Genomic DNA, 18,814 nt, shown 5'->3' with positions numbered 1-18,814 from the left:
GAAAAGTCAATAGAAAAGGAGAATTTAGTATGTTTGATTACCATATCCATAGTGATTTTTCTGCAGATTGCGACACCCCTATGGAAAAGTCGATTGAAGAAGGAATTAAAAAGGGGTTCAAGGAGATTTGTTTTACGGAACATATCGATTACGACTATCCTGATGAGTCAATTGTTTTTGAATTCGATCTCGGGGAGTATGATAAAGCCATTAAGAAGATGAAGGAAAAATATGAAGGGAAAATCAGCATTAAGAAGGGGCTGGAGATAGGTGTACAGCCTCATCTGCTTGATCGGTATGAAAAACTGCTGAATAGGGAGGCGGTTGATTTCGTCATCTGCTCCATGCATACAACAGAAGGAAAGGATTTGCATTCGGGAGACTTTTTCAGAGGGAAAACAGTCGAACAAGCCTACGACATTTATTATCAAGAACTGCTCGAATGTGTAAGACGGTTCCATCATTTCAATATCCTGGGACATATTGATTTGGTAAAACGCTATACAGAAGAAAAGAGCAGGAAGGATCATCATGATATTATCGCAGAAATCTTCAAAGAGATCATTCCCATGGGAAAAGGAATAGAATTAAATACCTCCGGATATCGATATGGACTTGAAGGCGGCATGCCAAGTGCCGATATTCTCAAGCTGTACAAGGAACTAGGAGGAGAGATCCTTACCCTAGGATCTGATTCACATATAGAAACGACACTTGGATACAAATTTCGCGAGTCCCTGCAACTGTTTGATGAATTGGGATTTAAGTATATTACCACATTTGAGGGCGAGGAGCCTGTTTTCCATTCAATAAGGTCTATGGTATAAAACATGTAAATCCCGCCTCAGCCAAGACAGCTCGCTAATGTGTTTGCTATAATGGATGGATATCACATCCAGAGCTTCATTAAGTGAGGGAGACCCTTGAAGAAATATATGATCACTGCCACAATGGTTCTAATTCTGTTTGCCGGCATATTGCTGTATCAGCCGAATAAACCGGTGTCCGACATCCATCATGGCAACCCTACATTATTTGTACATGGATATAAAGGTACTGCTAATTCCTTCGGATATATGCTCTATCGATTTGAAGAGGAATATAAGTGGGGTAATAAAGGAATGGTGTATTATGTTACTTCAACTGGGCGAATTCGCGATTACCATTTGAGCAAGGGAAGGGGAGAGCCGGTTTTTGTCCAGGTGATCTTTCAAAATAACCGGGCAAGCTTTGAAGATACCACACACTGGCTTGCCTCAGTAGCTGCCCATATGAAGGAGAATTATCATGTAGAGGAAATTAATCTAGTCGGCCATTCCATGGGCGGGATTGTTTCACTCAAATTTCTACAGGAATATGAAGGAGAAAAGTACCCATCCGTGGACCGCTTCATTGCCATCGGCAGCCCCTTTGACGGCATCTATAGCCAAGAGTATTTTCAAATTCACCATGACGAAGCAGCGACTGACTTGAAACCTGGATCCCTGGCTCTTGAGCTCCTGCGTAAGAGCGATTTTTCCAGGAATACGGAAGTATTGAACATTGCAAGTACGGGAGACAATGTAGCACGGCCGGAAAGTGTACAGTCCATACGAACAATTATCCCGTCTGAACAATACAATGAAACTATAATCGTCGATGAAGAACTGGGACACAGCGCTCTCCATGAGAATGGACAGGTGGATTGGATGATTCATTCCTTCTTATGGAAAGATGGGAAAGATTGACTTAGAATAAAAAAGATTAACGGGATAAAGGAATGATCTAAGTGGCGAAGGAACATCATATATACGGAAAATTGACAGAAATAATACCTGAAAGGAATGTCATGCTGGATGAGCCTTTGAAAAATCATACGTATACCCATCTCGGGGGAAAGGCGGATTATCTGGTAAGACCGGAAACCTATGAACAGGTACAGGAAGTCGTGAGGCTGGCGAATCGGGAAAACATGCCGTTTACTCTGTTGGGAAACGGTTCGAACCTGATTGTCAAGGATGGTGGAATACGCGGTATTGTTATGAACCTGCAGAACCTTACTTCCATTGAGATAGAAAATCAGACGATAGTTGCCCAAAGTGGAGCACGAATTATCGACGTTTCGCAAAAGGCATTAAGCCATAAGCTGACAGGGTTGGAGTTTGCCTGCGGAATCCCGGGGTCTGTTGGCGGGGCTTTGTTTATGAACGCTGGGGCCTATGGCGGAGAGGTCAAGGATGTACTCACCAGCACCAAAGTGGTGGATAGGGAAGGGAATCTCCTGTCATTGACAGCAGATCAGCTGGACTTGGACTACCGCACAAGCAATATTCCTGATAAAGGGTATATTGTACTGGAAGCTACATTCACACTGGAAGAAGGAAACTATGACGAAATCAAGGCAGTAATGGATGACCTGACATATAAACGGGAATCCAAACAGCCGTTGGAATATCCTTCATGCGGCAGTGTGTTTAAACGTCCGCCTGGTTATTTTGCCGGGAAGTTAATTCAGGACAGTGAATTACAGGGCAAGCAAATAGGAGGAGCTCAAGTCTCCTTGAAGCATGCAGGTTTCATAGTCAACAAGGATAATGCGTCGGCCAAGGAATATATTGATCTCATCCATTTCGTACAGAATACGGTCCGGGAAAAATTCGGCGTCTCCCTTGAACGTGAAGTGAAAATTATTGGGGAAGATCCAAAATAGAGAAAGCTGCGGATGCCTTGAAGGGCCGCAGCTTTTTTAAATATCAGCAGCACACGCGGGTAATCAGCCGGAGCCCGATTATATCAGCAGCACGCACGGATAATCAGCTGGAGCGCGTAAATATCAGCAGCAGGTGCGGGTAATCAGCCAGAGAGCGGCCAGTTCCCTCACTGGCAGACCAGCCTTTCCGGCATTATAAAAAAACTGCCGGATAACCGGCAGTTTGTATTTAGCCTCTGAATCTGTGCAAGAAACTAGTAAGACGTTCATTATCGGAGTGTTCAATGACTTCACTGGCAGACCCTTGTTCAGCAATAACCCCTTCATCAAGAAAGAGGACTTTATCAGCTACATCAAGGGCAAAGTCCATTTCGTGTGTGACAAGGATCATTGCCATTTCACCTTCCTTGGCGATGTCCCGTATCACTTCCAACACTTCTCCTACCAATTCCGGATCCAGAGCTGAAGTTACCTCGTCAAACAGCATGACCTTCGGGCGCATGACCAGGGCTCGGGCCATGGCTACACGCTGTTTCTGACCGCCCGATAACTGGTTTGGATAGCTATCCAGCTTGTCCCCGAGCCCTACCTTATCAAGCATCTCGATGGAACGTTCACGTGCTGTATTTTTATCTTCCTTTTTGACATGAATTGGGGCAGTCATGCAGTTCTCAAGGATAGTCATATGCGGAAACAAGTTAAAATGCTGGAATACCATGCCGATATCCCCGCGTATTTCCCGCAGATGTTTTTCATTTGCTTTTACTTCCTTCCCGTCTTTCTCCATTTTCCAGAGATTTTGGCCATCTACAATGATGTCTCCAGAGGTGGGTTCTTCCAGTGTCATCAGCATGCGGATGATAGTTGTTTTTCCCGAGCCGCTTGGTCCGATCACCGCAACCTTTTCGGCAGGGAAGATGTCCAGGTCTATCCCTTTCAGGACTTTGGTATCCCCGAAAGATTTATGAACATCCTTAAATTGAACAATTGGTTCTGTCATTCTGTCACCGCTCCTTTGGTACTGTTAATTGTTGGTTTTTTAGTGAATCGTGTGTTCATTTTCTTTTCCAGCTTTCTGATCAAGATAGCGGATGGGTAGCTTAGAACAAGGAAAATCAGTGCTACGATCGTCAATGGCTCAAGATAGGACCAATATTGCGCACCATAGCTGTTTGCCAGGCTGAGAATCCCGACCACACCAATGGTGGAGGCGAGAGGAACTTCTTTAAACATGATAATTAAATAGTTGCCAAGCATCGGTATAGTTGGCGGCAATGCTTGTGGAAGAATGATCTTTGTCCATTTCTTACGGGTGGAAAAGTTTAAGGCCCTGGCAGCCTCCCATTGTCCTTTATCCACTCCCTCGATACCAGACCGGTATATTTCTCCGATGTATGTACTGAAGTGGATACCAAGCCCGAGCAGGGCACTTGTAAACGGACTCAAGGTCATCCCGATTCCAGGGATCATCGGCCATGCGTAGTAAATAAAGAATAACTGTACCAGTGGAGGGGTAGAGCGGATAAACTCCATAATCCAGGTAACCACCCAATTAAATGGCCTGTTTGGAACCCTCCTGAGAAAGGTCCAGACAAAGCCGAAGATAAGCGCATAAATATAACAGGCGAATGTTAAACCTACCGTCACGCCTAAACCTTGCAGGATAATAGGGAAGGCTTCAAAAAATGTATCCCAGCTCCAATAGTTTCCATTCATCAGCTAGCCACCCCTTTCTTGGAAATCTTTTCTCCTTTTCGAGTTAGCCAAATTAATGGCAGTGCGAGAATAAAGTATAATACTAATACTAGCAAATAGACAATCGGTGCTTCCGAAAGGTTCGAACTTCGATATATGTCCCCATAATAAAGAACATCCGTCATTCCAATCAACGATACGAGAGATGTTGCCTTAAGCATTTGAATCAGATAGTTTCCGAATTCCGGCAGCATCATGCGGACAGCCTGCGGAAAAATAACGAGCCGCATACGCTGGAACCTCGACATATTCAAGGCTGTCGCTGCCTCTGTCTGACCTTTGGCCACGGAAAGGATGGAGCCTCGGACTACTTCAGACATGTAGGCTCCATAGTTCAAGGCAATGGCAATAACACCTGCCCACCAGTTGCTGCCGAGCTGAATATTGAACAGCATCGGAATTGCGTAGTAAAGCCAGAAAAGCTGTACAATTAGGGAAGTGCCCCGAAATATTTCCACGTAAAATCCGGTAAACTTCCGAATGAACATGTTCTGTGAAAGTCGGCACAGCCCGGCGACAAATGCCATCAGATACCCAAAAAATGCGGCGCCCAGAAGTACGGTAATAGTGACGCCCAATCCTCTCATGAGCTGGGGAAAGATATCTATAATTGCATTAATGGTGATCACTCCTTTTTCTATTCTCTCTTTTAAGAAAAGTCCCTATTAAGGGAGTAAATGTTTCAATAAAAACGAAAGGGCCTGGCTCCCTGGGTGAGGGAACCGGACCCTATGGAGTCTTAGTTCAACTTATAGTTTAATAGACTAATGCACTGGATGCTCAGTGGATTAAACTTCTCCGTTGCAGATCTGCTCAGTTGTTACCTCACCAGGTTCTACCATGTTGCTTTCTTCACTGAATCCATTTGCTTCCAGAAGTTCAGCAACTGTGCCATCTTCCTTCAGTTGTTTCAATACTTCGTTATATGCATCGCGCAAATCGGTATCTGCTTGGTTGAATGCGGCAGCTCCGTAGCTTGGCACCCCTTCGATGTCAGGCTGCTCAAAGCTCTCCACGAATTCAAGGCCGTCCGTATCCGCTGATTTCAGGGCCATTTTAACCGTCATTTCTGTACCGGTAGTAGCATCCGCGCGACCGGATTCTACAGCTGAGAATGTTGCAGGGATATCAGAAGCTGTTTGGATCTGGTCATCACTGACTCCCTCGGATTTCAGAAATTCATATTCCGTGGCGCCTTCCATTACAACTACGGTTGCATCCGGATTCTCCGCAATATCCTTATAGCTTTCTAGTCCGAGCGGGTTGCCTGCCTGTACAATCAGCCCTTCCCCGTATTGCATGGTCGGCTCACTAAATGCTGCATTCTCACAGCGTCCAGGCTGGATTGCCATCCCGGCTGTAACTACATCAAACTGTCCCGCCTGAAGGCCTGGGATCAGCTGGCTGAAATCGGCAAGCTTGGATTCCATATTATCGATTCCAAGTTCCTCGAAGACTGCTTTGGCAATATCAACAGAAGCGCCTTTAAGCTCCCCGTTTTCTTCATAAGCGTATGGAGCTTCATTGGCAAAGCCGATTGTTACTGTACCGGCCTCTTGAAGCTGTTCCAGTTTGCTGCTAGCATTATCTCCCTCTGATCCTGAACCGCTGTCGCCATTCTCACCGCTTGATTCATCTCCACAGGCAGCGAGCACGAGAAGCATGAGTGCTAAAAAGGATGTAAATAGTAATTTTTTCATTTCTTTTTGACCTCCCCTTAAGTTTGGTTGGTACTTTGCAGTGACTTTTCTACTAGGTATATATCACCGCTGAAACGCTAAAAAAAAGATGAAGCTGATCAAAATTTAAGTACATATCAATCATATTATAATGTTATCGGTAAATTTATCTGAGTACAAACGCAGTATATTTTGATAATTCCTAATAAACCGGCAAATTATGGACTAGCTTGGACTTGTCTCTTATTTACAGATTTATGCTTCACTATAAACGGAAATACTATATTTTCCCTAAAATTCGCCATGGGTAAAACATAGTTATCTGTATATTGCCAATCTTATTGGTTATAGACAAAATAGTAGGGAAAGGGTAGGATTGCAATGGAAAATATAATTGGCAAGGAAAAGCTTCTATAAAAGGAGGTATAGCAATTGTGGATGTATATAACAGCTGCCGTGGTCATATCAGCTCTTGTATTAGTTTTATCATTGCTTACGATTTCAAAAGGCTATGAATACAAGCATACGATTGATCCCCATCCAAATGAGAAGAATGATGAAGAGAAAAATGAAAAATGAGTCACTAGTAAGGAGGAAGGAATCATGAAATTCTCTACCATCGGTACCAGCTGGATAACCGAGAGTTTTATAGAAGCAGCACAACAGTCCGGCAAAGCAGAACTGCTTTCCGTATATTCCAGGGCAGGAGAAAAGGCAGAGGAATTTGCAAAAAAACATGGAGCATCTCAATGGTACGATGATATCGATGAAATGCTCGGAGACCGCTCGGATTTTATTTATATCGCCTCACCTAACAGTATGCATGCTGAGCAGATCCTTCAGTGTCTAGAGAAGGGTAAACATGTCTTCTGCGAAAAGCCTATGGCCATTACGGAAAGAGAATGGCAGATGGTCAAGCAGGCAGCTGACAAAGAAAACTTGTATATAATAGAAGGATACCGCCATCTCTTTTCCCCGAATTATCAACAGCTAAAAAAGAACCTTTCCAAGGCGGGGGAAATACGCAGTGCCCTTCTCCAGTACGTGCAGTATTCTTCCAAGTATGATGCTTTTAAGGACGGCAAACAGCCGAATGTTTTTTCACCTGCTTTTGCAGGTGGAGCATTGATGGATCTGGGTGTATATCCTTTAAGTATGGCGATCGATTTATTTGGAGAACCCGAAGAAGTGGACTATTTCCCGGTTAAATTGGATAATGGACTGGACGGGAGCGGAACATTGGTTGCTGCGTATCGGGACTTCTGTATCACTATCATGTGTTCTAAAATTGCCCAGGCTCGAATTCCATCAGAAATACATGGGGAGGACGGTACTTGGACAATGGACCATTTAGCGCCAATTACTTCCTTGGCCTTTTATGACAGAAAGTCCAAGACGGCGGAAGAAAGGGCCGGCCATCAATCAGAAAATGATATGGTCTATGAAGTAGAAGCATTTGTAGATATGATAAAAGATAATAATAGAGAGTATTATGAGGAACTTATGGAGAGGAGCCTCCTGACCGTAAAGGCTTTAGAAAAAGCCCGAAAGAAGGCAGGCATCTACTTCCAATAATTAATAGATGAAAACGTCAAAACAGGGCTGCGGGATTAAATGGAAATCCCGCGGCCCTGTTTATTTATTATTATTTATCATCTTTTGGAGATTTGCGCTTTAATGGAACTGAGTCAAGTATTTCTCCGCTCTCGAAGAAATCAACCAGTCTGCTGATCCAATCATAATAAGTGGTCCATTCTTCCAGTTCATTTTCCAGTTCTTCTTTCTTTTTCTGTGTTGGTTCAGACAGTTCCCCATCATACATGTTCTCTACCTGGTTCAGCTGCTCTTGAAGCCGTCTTGCTAATTGGGAGTTTTTGCTGACGACTTCTCGCCAATTAGTGGTGAACAGGGAAATGAAGGTTTGGACATAGTCATTCTCCACACGGTAATGTTCCTTTCTGCTGCCTTTAACAAACTCTTTTTCCGCAATATTTAATGCCATCATTTGTCGCATAACCTGACTCATTCTTGTTTTGCTCATCCCTGTTTCTTCAGCAAGCTCATCCAAGGTCATTGGTTTCCGGTTAAGGTAAATGATCCCCAGCAGCCTGCCGACTGTCGAAGATACTCCAAAAGTTTTCATGTTATCTGCAATCCTGTCTGAAATCTGATCCTCAGCTCGCTTCAACTCTTCCATTATTAGCTCTTCTTTTTTTGAACTCATAAACTCCATCCCCTGAGTATGTTTTACGCTACAATAACATTCTTGTATTCAAAATGGAAATAACAGAGCATGGTCTGACAGCGAGGAAATAGAAGGAATACTAAGATATAAAGTTTATGCAATCTATAAAATTAAAATTGTATAATTTTTACGTAATTATGAGGTTATACAGCTGTTTGGTTTTCGGGTCTAAATGCTTATACTTAAATAGGCATTCAACAGGAAAATCAAACACGGAGGTGTACGGACATGTTGGAGTTTAAAAGTGTAACTAAACGATATAACGGTGAAGAAACAGCTGTTAAAGATTTAAATCTCAAAATAGAAAAGGGAGAATTTGTCTGTTTCATAGGACCGAGCGGATGTGGAAAAACGACAACGATGAAAATGGTCAACCGCTTGATAGACATAACAGATGGAAGCATCTTGGTGAATGGAGAAGATATAACGAAGCAGGATCCGGTGGCGTTAAGACGTTCTATTGGATATGTCATACAGCAAATCGGGCTGATGCCACATATGACTATCAAAGAAAATATTGTCCTTGTCGGCACATTGCAGAACTGGTCAGAGGACAAAAAGGACGCCAGGGCAAAGGAATTGCTGGCACTGGTTAATCTCCCAGAAGAATATCTGGAAAAGTATCCACATGAATTGAGCGGAGGACAGCAGCAGCGGATTGGGGTGCTTCGTGCCCTGGCAGCAGATCCACCATTGATTTTAATGGATGAGCCTTTTGGTGCCCTTGACCCGATTACCAGGGACTCGCTTCAGGAAGAATTTAAGAAGCTTCAGAAAGAGTTGGACAAAACGATTGTTTTTGTCACCCACGATATGGACGAAGCGCTGAAACTGGCGGATAAAGTAGTCATCATGCGTGCAGGAGAAGTAGTCCAGGCAGCGAGTCCGGAAGAAATTTTGCGTAATCCGGCCAATGAATTCGTAGAAGCTTTCCTAGGAAAAGAGCGCTTGATCCAGGGGCGGCCTGACGTCACTACCGTTGGTCAAATCATGGGGGATTCACCGATTACAGTTGGAACAGGGGAAACATTGAAAACGGCCATTTCCAAAATGCGGGAGGCCCGCGTAGATTCCCTGCTTGCAGTAGATTCGGATTATGTACTCAGAGGCTATATTGATGTGGAAATGATCAATATGAATTATAAGAAAGCTTCCAGTGTGGAGGAAGTGATGGAAAAGGAATTATTCTCTGTTTCCCAGGACAGCTTATTGCGGGACACGGTACACAAGATATTGAGACGAGGGATTAAATATGTCCCTGTTGTCGATGAATCTTCAAAGCTCGTAGGTATTGTTACACGGGCATCTTTGGCAGACATCGTCTATGACACGATTTGGGGCGAAGGTACAGAGCTTGAAGAGACCATCGCTGCTGCAGAATAGGAGGTAATGAACATGATGGAATTTTTTACGCAACATGGCTCAGATTTATTGGTCAAAACTGGTGAGCATTTATATGTTTCTCTTGCTGCCATGCTGTTGGGTGTACTTGTAGCTGTACCGCTTGGTGTACTGTTGACACGTATTCCGAAGATTGCTGACAGGCTTATTTCCTTTATAGGAATTCTGCAGACCATTCCAAGTCTGGCAATCTTAGCATTCTTTATTCCATTACTGGGGATTGGAAAGCTGCCGGCGATTATTGCTCTCTTCTTCTATTCCCTGCTTCCGATTTTACGAAACACTTATACGGGGGTCAGCGGTGTGGACAGCAATGTAAAGGAAGCTGGTAAAGGGATGGGGATGAATAATTGGGAATCGATTATGAAGATTGAACTTCCATTGGCACTCCCTGTCATCATGGCAGGCATTCGGCTCTCGACTGTTTACCTAATTGGATGGGCGGCTCTTGCTGCATTTGTCGGCGGCGGCGGTCTGGGTGACTTCATTTTTGATGGAATGAACTTATACCAGCCTGAGCTGATTATAGCCGGTACCATTCCTGCTACGATCATGGCTCTTTTGGCCGACAGGCTCCTTTCGATGCTGGAGAGGAAGTTGACCCCTAAAGGATGGAAAGAAACTTATCAAACAACCTAAGAAGGAAGGTGAACACCTATGAAAAAAAGGATACTTCATATTTTCGCAGCTTTCGCCTTTCTCACCGTTTCTGGTTGTTCTTTGCCAGGGCTAGTGGGTCCGGAAGAGGAAACAGTACGTATCGGGGCTCTTGGTACGGCTGAATCGGAAATCATGGCGGAAATGCTTTCAATTATGATAGAAAGGGAGACCGACTTGGAAACACAGCTTGTAACTAATCTCGGTTCTTCCATATTGCAGCACCAAGGTATGACCACGGATGATTTGGATATGACTTCCACACGTTATACCGGGACAGATCTATCCGGGGCACTGGGGATGGACCCAGTAACAGACCCCGAGAAGGCAATGAATATAGTACAAACTGAATTCGATAAGCAGTTCGATCAAACGTGGGGGAATTCCTATGGATTCGAAAACAGCTATTCCGTAGCGGTCACACAGGAATTCGCAGAGAAAGAAGGAATAGAGACTATTTCAGACCTGGAGCCCTATGCTGATGACTTGAAATTCGGGGTGGATACCGCCTGGATCAACCGGAAAGGTGATGGGTATGATGGCTTCCAGGAAACTTACTTTGAGTTCGGAGCAGCATATCCGATGAGTATTGGGCTTGTCTACCAGGCGAACGCAAGCGGACATATGGATGTCGTCCTGGCTTACTCATCTGATGGACGTATCAAGGAGTTTGACCTGAAGGTGCTGGAGGACGACCGGCAGTTCTTCCCGCCATATGATACATCACCTGTAGTCCATAATGATCTGTTGGAAAAACATCCGGAAATAGGAGAAATAATGGATAAGCTGGCCGGCACTATATCGACAGAAAAGATGCAGGAACTGAACTATCAAGTCGATGTGGAGTTGGGGAATCCCGGAAAAGTAGCAAAAGAATTCCTGGAAGAAAACAATTATTTTGAATCAAGTGAGGTGGCTGCTGAATGATGGAAACATGGGAACAACTAGTGACGTATGTTTCAGCAAATGGCGGGTATATATGGACACAGTTTTACCGGCACTTTCTGATGGCCGCCTATGGTGTTCTGTTTGCAGCGGTTATCTCCATACCGCTTGGCATTCTTATTGCCAAATATAAAAAGTTAAGCGGATGGGTGCTTGCCCTCGGGAATATTATTCAAACCATACCGGCCTTAGGGGCGTTGGCAGTATTGATGATTGTGCTTGGGCTTGGTCCAAACACGGTAATTGTGACTCTTATGCTTTATTCCATTCTGCCAATTACCCAGAACACGTATGTAGGGATGAAGGAAGTGGATCAATCAATCATTGAAGCTGGGCATGCTTCCGGAATGACAAAGTTCCAGCTGCTTCGCATGGTAGAGCTCCCTCTTGCCATCAGTGTAATTATGGCTGGGCTGAGAACTGCATTAGTTGTAGGCATAGGCATAGCTGCCATAGGAGCTTTCGTAGGAGCGGGAGGACTTGGAGCTATCATTATCCGGGGCACAAATGCAACGGACGGAACCGCCCTAATCTTGGCTGGGGCAATACCGACCGCTTTAATGGCGATTTGTACCGATTTATTTATGGGATGGCTGGAACGTAAGCTTAATCCCGTTAAATCCTCATAATTGCCTGTTGAATGTATGAGTACCTGTATCATTTCAGGTACTCATCTTTCTATTTTTAAGAAAAGGGAGGACAGTATAATGAAAGAAATGATAATGGAAGCGAATGTCGAATGTATTTTATCAGACGGTACGGTGCTTCGGGCGGATATTTATCGCCCTAATCAGGAAGAAAGCTTTCCGGCGCTGATGATTCGGCTGCCGTATGACAAACGTACCCGCCGTTATTACGATGAATACTTAAGTGTTCCCCGTATGGTGTCTGCAGGCTATGTTGTTATCCTGCAGGATGTCCGCGGCCGCTATGCTTCAGACGGTGAATTCTACCCGTTTATACATGAGGGCTCGGATGGATATGAAGCAGTTGAATGGGCTGCAAGGCTCCCGTACTGCAATGGTGATGTCGGTTTATTCGGTATGTCCTATCACGGATATACCCAGCTGGCGGCTGCTGTGGAAGCACCTCCATCTTTAAAAGCTATAGCTCCAGTAATGACAATGGGGGATCCATGGAGTGAATTGTTAAGCGGCGGATCCCAGGCAAGTAATGTTGGAAATATAGAGACATGGACAATCGCATCCATTATGGAGGATGTGCTGGCCCGGAGAAGTGACCCGAAATTAGAGAAGGTATCCCGCTATATCGAAGAACTGCCGGAATGGCTGCACTATGCTCCAGCCAACGAATGGCCGCCAATGATGGATCTTGACCCAGAGTCTTTCTTTTTCGATGCCATCAACGGCTTGGTGAAGGAAGAACACCGCGAGAAAATGTCTTTGCTTTCCAAACTTCCAGATGTAAAAATACCGGCATTGTTCATGGGCGGCTGGTTCGATGCACTTCTGCCTCCTACTTTGAAAGCGTACCAAGCATACGGAGGAACAAGTATGCTGTGGATCGGCCCATGGACTCATGAGGAAATGAGCGGCCGGGCAGGCGATAAATTTTTTGCAGGAGGGGCTGAAAAGATTGGCGTAGATGGAATAACGGATCCGACAGAACTCCATATTGCTTGGTTTAATAAGTGGTTGAAGAATGAGCAACTGCCGATGGAGGAAAAAGTCCATCTTTATTTAACAGGCCAGGAAAGGTGGGAGAGCTTTGACAGCTGGCCTCCGATCTCCTCTAGGAAGGAGTTCTATCTAAGCAGCGATGGAGCTTCACAATCAAGGTATGGAGACGGCCTTCTGAAAGGCGAGCCGGACCATGGAAGTACGGCAAGCTTGCTCAAATTGGATCCGGAGCACCCATTTCCTACCAATGGGGGCGGGGTACTGATGGCCGGCCAATCATCCGGAATGTTCGAGCAGGGCCAACTGCAGGACAGGGATGATGTACTTGTGTATACGAGTGCTGTACTGGAAGAGGATTTGGATATCCTTGGGACAGTTCGGGCAGTCGTATGGATGTCTTCGCCAACACCTCTGCTTGACGTCTTCATCCGTTTGTCCGATGTAGAGCCTGACGGAAAGGTGTACAATCTGGTCGACACATTCTATCGCCATAGCGTCACTGAAACGGATAAGCCCGTCCGCCTGGGTCTTGATATTAATGATACGGCATACCGTTTTCAAACAGGCCATCATATCCGAGTGGAAATTGCAGCAAGCAATGCGCCGATGTTCGATGTCAACCTTAATAATGGGAAGACGACGAGAACAGCTGTTGGAGGGGAGGTTGCATTTGAGAAGGTGTTCCATGGAGGAGAGACGCCGTCCCGGATCATACTGCCTGTTGTTGAATAAGGACAGCTAATAGGCAAAGTTGTCAGAGAGGGCGATCCTGCCCCGGCTTATGGTGGATTTAATTCTAGAGTTTTATGTTACCCAACTAAAAAACGGCCCCCCTTCTCCCTTCATGGGCGAAAGGTGGAGCCGTTTTTTTATGTTAATGTTTTTGTAATGTTCGTTGGTTCATTTATTAATTGCTCGTTTCCAATGGTTTCAGTTTTGCTTCTATTTCCTGCCGCTGACTTTCAATATATGGGGGGAGGGACAGGGTTTCTCCCAGCCTCTCTACATCCTCATCCGCTGCGAAGCCGGGTCCGTCTGTAGAAAGTTCAAAGAGAATGCCATTAGGCTCCCTGAAATAGAGAGCTTTGAAATAGTAGCGTTCTACAATGCCGGAGTTGGGCAGCCTGTTTGATTTGAGGCGTTCTACCCATTCCTCGAGCTCTTTTACATCCTCCACACGGAAGGAAACATGGTGGACACTTCCTCGGCCAGGACGCTCCTTCTCCAAGTCATCACGGGTTTCGAGGTGGACTTCCGCACCATGCCCTCCTTGGCCGGTGCTGAAGATATCAATGTCTTTTTGTCCCGGTACAGGGTTAGGATAGCTGCCAGTCTTAGTAAATGTCAGTACGTTTGTCAGTATTTCCTCAGTAGGCCGTGGGTCCTTGACCGTCAGCCTTACGGGGCCGAGACCGATAATGCCTTTATCGGACGGAACACTGCTATGCTCCCAGACTTGTCCACCCTCTACTCCTTCATTGTGTTGGTCGGAATTGAGGGTAAGCCGCTGTCCTTCCGGGTCCTGAAAAGGAATAGTCTTATGCCTTCCTTGCTGCTTTATTCCTTGGTGGTCGACTTTTTTTTCTGTCAATCTTTTAAGCCAATAGTCGAGGGCTTTGTCGTCTGGAACTCTTAATGAGGTTCCAGATATGCTGCTGGTTCCCGGATAGGTAGTGCCTGCCCGGGGAATTTCAAAAAAGGTAAGGTCCGTGCCGGGCCTCCCAATACTGTCGGCATAAAAAAGATGATACATAGATGTATCGTCTTGGTTTACTGTCTTTTTCACGAGCCGCATTCCTAATACGTCAGTATAAAAATGGTAGTTTTTCTGTGCATTTGCTGTAATGGCTGATACATGGTGGATGCCTTTCAGTTCCATAAAAAATCCTCCTTTTATATAAACTAAATGCTTGTCAGGGAGCTAGTTGTTCTGATGGTTAATTACTTTTTTCATCTATATCCGGGGCAGGGCGCTTGCCGTTCTGCAGTTCCCTAATGCTCAGCCCAAATTCCATTTGAAGATGGGGGTAATCTGGAAAGTTGTCCCAATCCCCACCCCAAGTAAATCCTAGGTCTTTGGCAATTTCTGCAACTTCCAACCAGTCGGATTTACCATTTCCGTTGCCGTCGTAGTAAATATCCCATATCAGGTTGCCATTATCGTCACTGAGTGCATAATCGACAGCAAGCCCGTAGTTATGGTAGGATTCACCGCCGCGGGCATTTGTGACAATATTTCCGTCGCTTGTCCGGCCCTGTGCATATAACTGATCTTGTTTTTCCTTGGAACGGACGGTATCTGTGATGACCACATGTATCCCTTTTTCCTTCGCTTGGTCGATCAATATATTCGTTTTTTCCTCCACTACCGGATGGAGATTGTCTGGGAAGGAGGGGTCCTCATCCAACTTAATATATTTATCATTCGACTGTTGCTGGTTAAAAGCAGTGAATAATACGATTAAAAAGATAATAATAATCGTCCAGGGCAACAATACACTTCCAATGCCTTTCATGAATGTAGTCCTTTCTGATGGAGTAAGAAAGTATATAAGTTCGGCTGTATCCCTTTCTCGGCAGGAATAGACAAGTACAGTTCCGCCTCCCATTTTGAGTTCCTATGGAAGGCATCTGAAGCAAGCTTGCTCCATATCCTGACGAAGAGGGAGTTCTTTATTCTTTGAAGAATGCGCCTTTTCCATTTTATCAGAAACTGCAAGAAACACACAGCAAAATACTGATGTAGAGCATGGTAGTAGTATCTCACAATTCCCCCTTGAAAACTAAACCGGTTACATATATTATAGGTAGTGTAGAAAATGAATATTTAATTAGTTTGTTTGGTAAACAAAATAATATTCACAAGATTATTCGTACAGCGTGTAAGTATGTTAATATTAGAAACAGCAAATGCTGTTGTTAATAGAGGAAAGGATGAACATGATGAAGACGTTTATAACAGAAGACTTCCTGTTGTATAATGATACGGCTAGGGAACTCTATCACGGCACTGCCAAAGACCTGCCAATCATCGATTATCATAATCATTTGAATGACGAAGAAATTCTTCAGGATAAGAATTACGATAATCTTTCCCAAATCTGGCTGGGCGGCGACCATTATAAATGGCGTGCTCTCAGGGCAAATGGAATTGATGAATCATATATTACAGGGGATAAAAGCGACTACGAAAAGTTTCTTGCCTGGGGAAAAACAGTGCCCAATACCTTCGGGAATCCACTGTACCACTGGACCCATCTCGAATTGCTGAGATACTTTGGGATAGATGAAGTATTTAATGAGGAGTCAGCCCCGGCCATCTGGGAAGAGGCTAATCGCAAACTTGCTACGCCGGAGTTCTCCGTTCGTTCCCTGTTGAAGAAAGATAATGTGGAATTCATCGGGACAACGGATGATCCTACAGATGATTTGGCCAACCATATTGCACTGGCTAAAGAAGATCTTTCTTACAAGGTTTCACCTTCCTTCCGTCCAGATAAAGGGCTTGGTATCGAGAAGGAAGATTTCACAGAATGGGTAGAAAAATTAGGACGTGTAACTGGAGCCGAGATTGAAACATATGATGCATTTCTTCAGGCACTGGCCCAGAGAGTGGACTACTTTGATCAGCACGGGTGCCGCAGTTCTGACCACGGAATAAATGTACTTTATTATGAGCAAGCATCCAAAGAAGAAGTATCTGCCATCTTTTCAAAACGGCTAAAAGGCGAGAATCTGAGTGAGAAAGAAATGGACCAGTATCGTACTTATACCCTGCTGACCCTTGGTGAGCTGTATGCAGACAAAGGCTGGGCCATGCAACTTCACATCAGTCCATTAAGAAACAACAATACAAGGATGTTCAATCAATTGGGGCCTGACAGCGGTTTTGACTCTATCGGTGATCCACTGGTGGCGGAAAAGCTGTCCCGCATCCTGGACGAATTGGAAAAGAACGGAAAACTTCCTAGGACCATCCTTTACAGCTTGAACGCAAAAGATTATGATGTTCTTGCAGCTATGGCAGGGAACTTCCAGAATGCCGAAGTCCCGGGCAAAGTTCAATTTGGGACCGCATGGTGGTTTAATGATACAATAGATGGTATGGAAGATCAGATGAAGACCCTGGCGAATATCGGGTTAATCAGCAACTTTATTGGTATGCTTACCGATTCGCGCAGTTTCCTGTCCTTTTCCAGACACGAATATTTCCGCAGGATTCTGTGTAATTTACTGGGTACATGGGTCGAAGAAGGCAAGGTGCCAAGAGATATGGAATTGCTCCGTAAATATGTACGGGGAATCTGCTATGAAAATGCCAAACGGTATTTCTCAATATAATTTAAGTTAAATCTGTAAATAAGGTAGGTAAGGAATATGTCAAAACAACAAATTGGTGTTATTGGTTTAGCGGTAATGGGGAAAAACCTCGCGATGAACATTGAAAGCAGAGGCTATTCAGTTGCTGTGTTTAACCGCTCATACGAAAAAACAGAAGCATTTCTGGATAATGAAGCGAAAGGCAAGAACTTCACCGGCTCAAAAACCATCGAGGAATTCGTCAATTCCTTGGAAAAGCCGCGTAAAATCCTTCTTATGGTTAAAGCAGGGCCTGCGACAGACGCAACCATTGAATCTCTGCAACCATACTTGGAAGAAGGAGATATCCTGATTGATGGCGGCAATACCTTGTATGAGGATACCATCCGTCGAAATAAGAAACTGGATGAGACAGGCATCCATTTTATCGGCACAGGAGTTTCCGGCGGGGAAGAAGGAGCTCTGAAGGGACCTTCTATCATGCCGGGTGGACAAAAAGAGGCATATGACCTTGTTGCCCCTATTCTTGAAGCCATTTCCGCTAAAGTGGGAGGCGATCCATGTGTGACTTACATCGGCCCTAATGGTGCCGGGCATTTTGTAAAAATGGTCCATAACGGAATTGAATATGGGGATATGCAATTGATCTCCGAAGCTTATTATATCCTTAAACATGTACTCGGTATGGATACAGATGAGCTGCATGATGTATTTACAGAGTGGAATAAAGGGGAACTTGACAGTTACCTGATGGAGATTACTGCAGATATATTCACCAAAAAAGATGATGAAACCGGCAAGCCGATGGTGGATGTTATCATGGATAAAGCTGGACAGAAGGGTACAGGAAAATGGACAAGCAAAAATGCCCTGGACCTTGGTGTGCCGCTTCCGCTGATTACAGAATCTGTTTTTGCCCGCTTCATCTCCTCGCTTAAAGATGAGCGTGTCAAAGCAAGCAAGGTCCTGAATGGTCCAAAGCCGCAAAACTTTGACGGCAATAGGGAAGAATTAATCGAAGCAATTCGAAAAGCATTGTATATGAGCAAAATTTGCTCCTATGCCCAAGGTTTTGCTCAAATGCGTGCAGCGTCCCAGGAATATGGTTGGGATCTACAATACGGTGATATTGCAATGATTTGGCGTGGGGGCTGCATTATCCGTGCACAATTCCTGCAAAAAATCAAAGAAGCATATGACCGTGACCCTGAACTGGCAAACCTGATGCTCGACCCTTATTTTAAGGAAATTGTGGAAGGTTACCAGTCAGCATTACGTGAAGTTGTTTCAATAGCAATCAAGAACGGTATTGCTGTACCGACGTTTGCAAGTGCCATTGCATACTATGACAGTTATCGTTCTGAAGACCTGCCTGCCAACCTGATTCAAGCGCAGCGCGACTATTTTGGTGCACATACCTATGAGCGCAAAGATAAAGAAGGGGTCTTCCATACAAATTGGTTCTAATCCCTGATAACACAGC

General features: G+C 44.6%; 19 protein-coding genes. 12 read left to right on the top strand and 7 right to left on the bottom strand.

Annotated features, from left to right (window positions below; all coding sequences use genetic code 11):
* Positions 1–29 precede the first annotated feature (29 nt).
* The 3 genes from ACFODW_RS05850 (at position 30) to murB (ending at position 2,689) form a co-directional block, all read left to right on the top strand.
* Positions 30–827 (top strand): histidinol-phosphatase HisJ family protein, encoded by a 798-nt coding sequence (locus ACFODW_RS05850; RefSeq protein WP_390304191.1) that lies wholly within the window; start codon positions 30–32, stop codon positions 825–827.
* Positions 828–923: 96 nt separating this feature from the next.
* On the top strand, positions 924–1,727 hold the full coding sequence (locus ACFODW_RS05845; RefSeq protein WP_390304189.1) for an alpha/beta hydrolase: 804 nt from the start codon (positions 924–926) through the stop codon (positions 1,725–1,727).
* Between the two features lie 41 nt (positions 1,728–1,768).
* Positions 1,769–2,689, top strand: a complete 921-nt coding sequence (murB, locus tag ACFODW_RS05840) for a UDP-N-acetylmuramate dehydrogenase (RefSeq protein ID WP_390304187.1) — start codon at positions 1,769–1,771, stop codon at positions 2,687–2,689.
* A 229-nt stretch (positions 2,690–2,918) separates the two neighbouring features.
* Here murB and ehuA read toward each other — a convergent pair whose 3' ends face one another.
* The 4 genes from ehuA to ehuB form a co-directional block, all read right to left on the bottom strand.
* Complete coding sequence (gene ehuA, locus ACFODW_RS05835; RefSeq protein WP_390304185.1) at positions 2,919–3,689, bottom strand: ectoine/hydroxyectoine ABC transporter ATP-binding protein EhuA; 771 nt, start codon at positions 3,687–3,689, stop codon at positions 2,919–2,921.
* Positions 3,686–4,405 carry an ectoine/hydroxyectoine ABC transporter permease subunit EhuD gene (ehuD, locus tag ACFODW_RS05830; protein WP_390304183.1) on the bottom strand — a complete coding sequence of 240 codons (720 nt, stop codon included), beginning with the start codon at positions 4,403–4,405 and terminating at the stop codon, positions 3,686–3,688. The genes ehuA and ehuD overlap by 4 nt, the downstream gene beginning before the upstream one ends.
* Positions 4,405–5,031 (bottom strand): amino acid ABC transporter permease, encoded by a 627-nt coding sequence (locus ACFODW_RS05825; RefSeq protein ID WP_390304264.1) that lies wholly within the window; start codon positions 5,029–5,031, stop codon positions 4,405–4,407. The genes ehuD and ACFODW_RS05825 overlap by 1 nt, the downstream gene beginning before the upstream one ends.
* A 201-nt stretch (positions 5,032–5,232) precedes the next feature.
* Positions 5,233–6,144, bottom strand: coding sequence for an ectoine/hydroxyectoine ABC transporter substrate-binding protein EhuB (ehuB, locus tag ACFODW_RS05820; protein ID WP_390304181.1), 912 nt, complete (start codon positions 6,142–6,144; stop codon positions 5,233–5,235).
* A 417-nt stretch (positions 6,145–6,561) separates the two neighbouring features.
* On the opposite strand from ehuB, the gene ytzI reads away from it, so the two are divergent.
* Positions 6,562–6,702 carry a YtzI protein gene (ytzI, locus tag ACFODW_RS05815; protein WP_390304262.1) on the top strand — a complete coding sequence of 47 codons (141 nt, stop codon included), beginning with the start codon at positions 6,562–6,564 and terminating at the stop codon, positions 6,700–6,702.
* 24 nt (positions 6,703–6,726) lie between these two features.
* Positions 6,727–7,698, top strand: a complete 972-nt coding sequence (locus ACFODW_RS05810; protein WP_390304179.1) for a Gfo/Idh/MocA family protein — start codon at positions 6,727–6,729, stop codon at positions 7,696–7,698.
* 70 nt (positions 7,699–7,768) lie between these two features.
* On the opposite strand, the gene ACFODW_RS05805 is transcribed toward ACFODW_RS05810, so the two are convergent.
* Positions 7,769–8,320, bottom strand: a complete 552-nt coding sequence (locus tag ACFODW_RS05805) for a GbsR/MarR family transcriptional regulator (protein ID WP_390304260.1) — start codon at positions 8,318–8,320, stop codon at positions 7,769–7,771.
* 276 nt (positions 8,321–8,596) lie between these two features.
* On the opposite strand from ACFODW_RS05805, the gene ACFODW_RS05800 reads away from it, so the two are divergent.
* The 5 genes from ACFODW_RS05800 to ACFODW_RS05780 all read left to right on the top strand — a co-directional run bounded on the left by ACFODW_RS05800 (position 8,597) and on the right by ACFODW_RS05780 (position 13,743).
* Positions 8,597–9,751, top strand: coding sequence for a betaine/proline/choline family ABC transporter ATP-binding protein (locus ACFODW_RS05800; protein WP_390304177.1), 1,155 nt, complete (start codon positions 8,597–8,599; stop codon positions 9,749–9,751).
* A 6-nt stretch (positions 9,752–9,757) separates the two neighbouring features.
* Positions 9,758–10,408: an ABC transporter permease gene (locus ACFODW_RS05795; RefSeq protein WP_390304175.1), complete on the top strand. Its 651-nt coding sequence runs from the start codon at positions 9,758–9,760 to the stop codon at positions 10,406–10,408.
* 18 nt (positions 10,409–10,426) lie between these two features.
* Complete coding sequence (locus ACFODW_RS05790) at positions 10,427–11,353, top strand: osmoprotectant ABC transporter substrate-binding protein (protein WP_390304173.1); 927 nt, start codon at positions 10,427–10,429, stop codon at positions 11,351–11,353.
* Positions 11,353–12,000, top strand: coding sequence for an ABC transporter permease (locus ACFODW_RS05785; protein ID WP_390304258.1), 648 nt, complete (start codon positions 11,353–11,355; stop codon positions 11,998–12,000). The genes ACFODW_RS05790 and ACFODW_RS05785 overlap by 1 nt, the downstream gene beginning before the upstream one ends.
* Before the next feature lie 78 nt (positions 12,001–12,078).
* Positions 12,079–13,743 (top strand): CocE/NonD family hydrolase, encoded by a 1,665-nt coding sequence (locus ACFODW_RS05780; protein WP_390304171.1) that lies wholly within the window; start codon positions 12,079–12,081, stop codon positions 13,741–13,743.
* A gap of 175 nt (positions 13,744–13,918) precedes the next feature.
* On the opposite strand, the gene ACFODW_RS05775 is transcribed toward ACFODW_RS05780, so the two are convergent.
* The gene (locus ACFODW_RS05775) at positions 13,919–14,890 is read right to left on the bottom strand and encodes a ring-cleaving dioxygenase (RefSeq protein WP_390304169.1); all 972 of its coding nucleotides are present in this window, start codon (positions 14,888–14,890) and stop codon (positions 13,919–13,921) included.
* 58 nt (positions 14,891–14,948) lie between these two features.
* Positions 14,949–15,527 (bottom strand): M15 family metallopeptidase, encoded by a 579-nt coding sequence (locus ACFODW_RS05770; RefSeq protein ID WP_390304167.1) that lies wholly within the window; start codon positions 15,525–15,527, stop codon positions 14,949–14,951.
* A gap of 427 nt (positions 15,528–15,954) precedes the next feature.
* Here ACFODW_RS05770 and uxaC point away from each other — a divergent pair, with 427 nt between their 5' ends.
* Positions 15,955–17,352: a glucuronate isomerase gene (gene uxaC / locus ACFODW_RS05765; RefSeq protein WP_390304165.1), complete on the top strand. Its 1,398-nt coding sequence runs from the start codon at positions 15,955–15,957 to the stop codon at positions 17,350–17,352.
* A 36-nt stretch (positions 17,353–17,388) separates the two neighbouring features.
* Positions 17,389–18,798, top strand: a complete 1,410-nt coding sequence (gene gndA, locus ACFODW_RS05760) for an NADP-dependent phosphogluconate dehydrogenase (RefSeq protein WP_390304163.1) — start codon at positions 17,389–17,391, stop codon at positions 18,796–18,798.
* Positions 18,799–18,814: the final 16 nt, after the last annotated feature.

Source organism: Virgibacillus sediminis (genome assembly GCF_042643265.1).
Lineage (GTDB): Bacteria > Bacillota > Bacilli > Bacillales > Amphibacillaceae > Virgibacillus_O > Virgibacillus_O sediminis.
The sequence above is the reverse complement of the archived record's forward strand: the minus strand, read 5'-3'. Positions and strand labels throughout refer to the sequence as shown.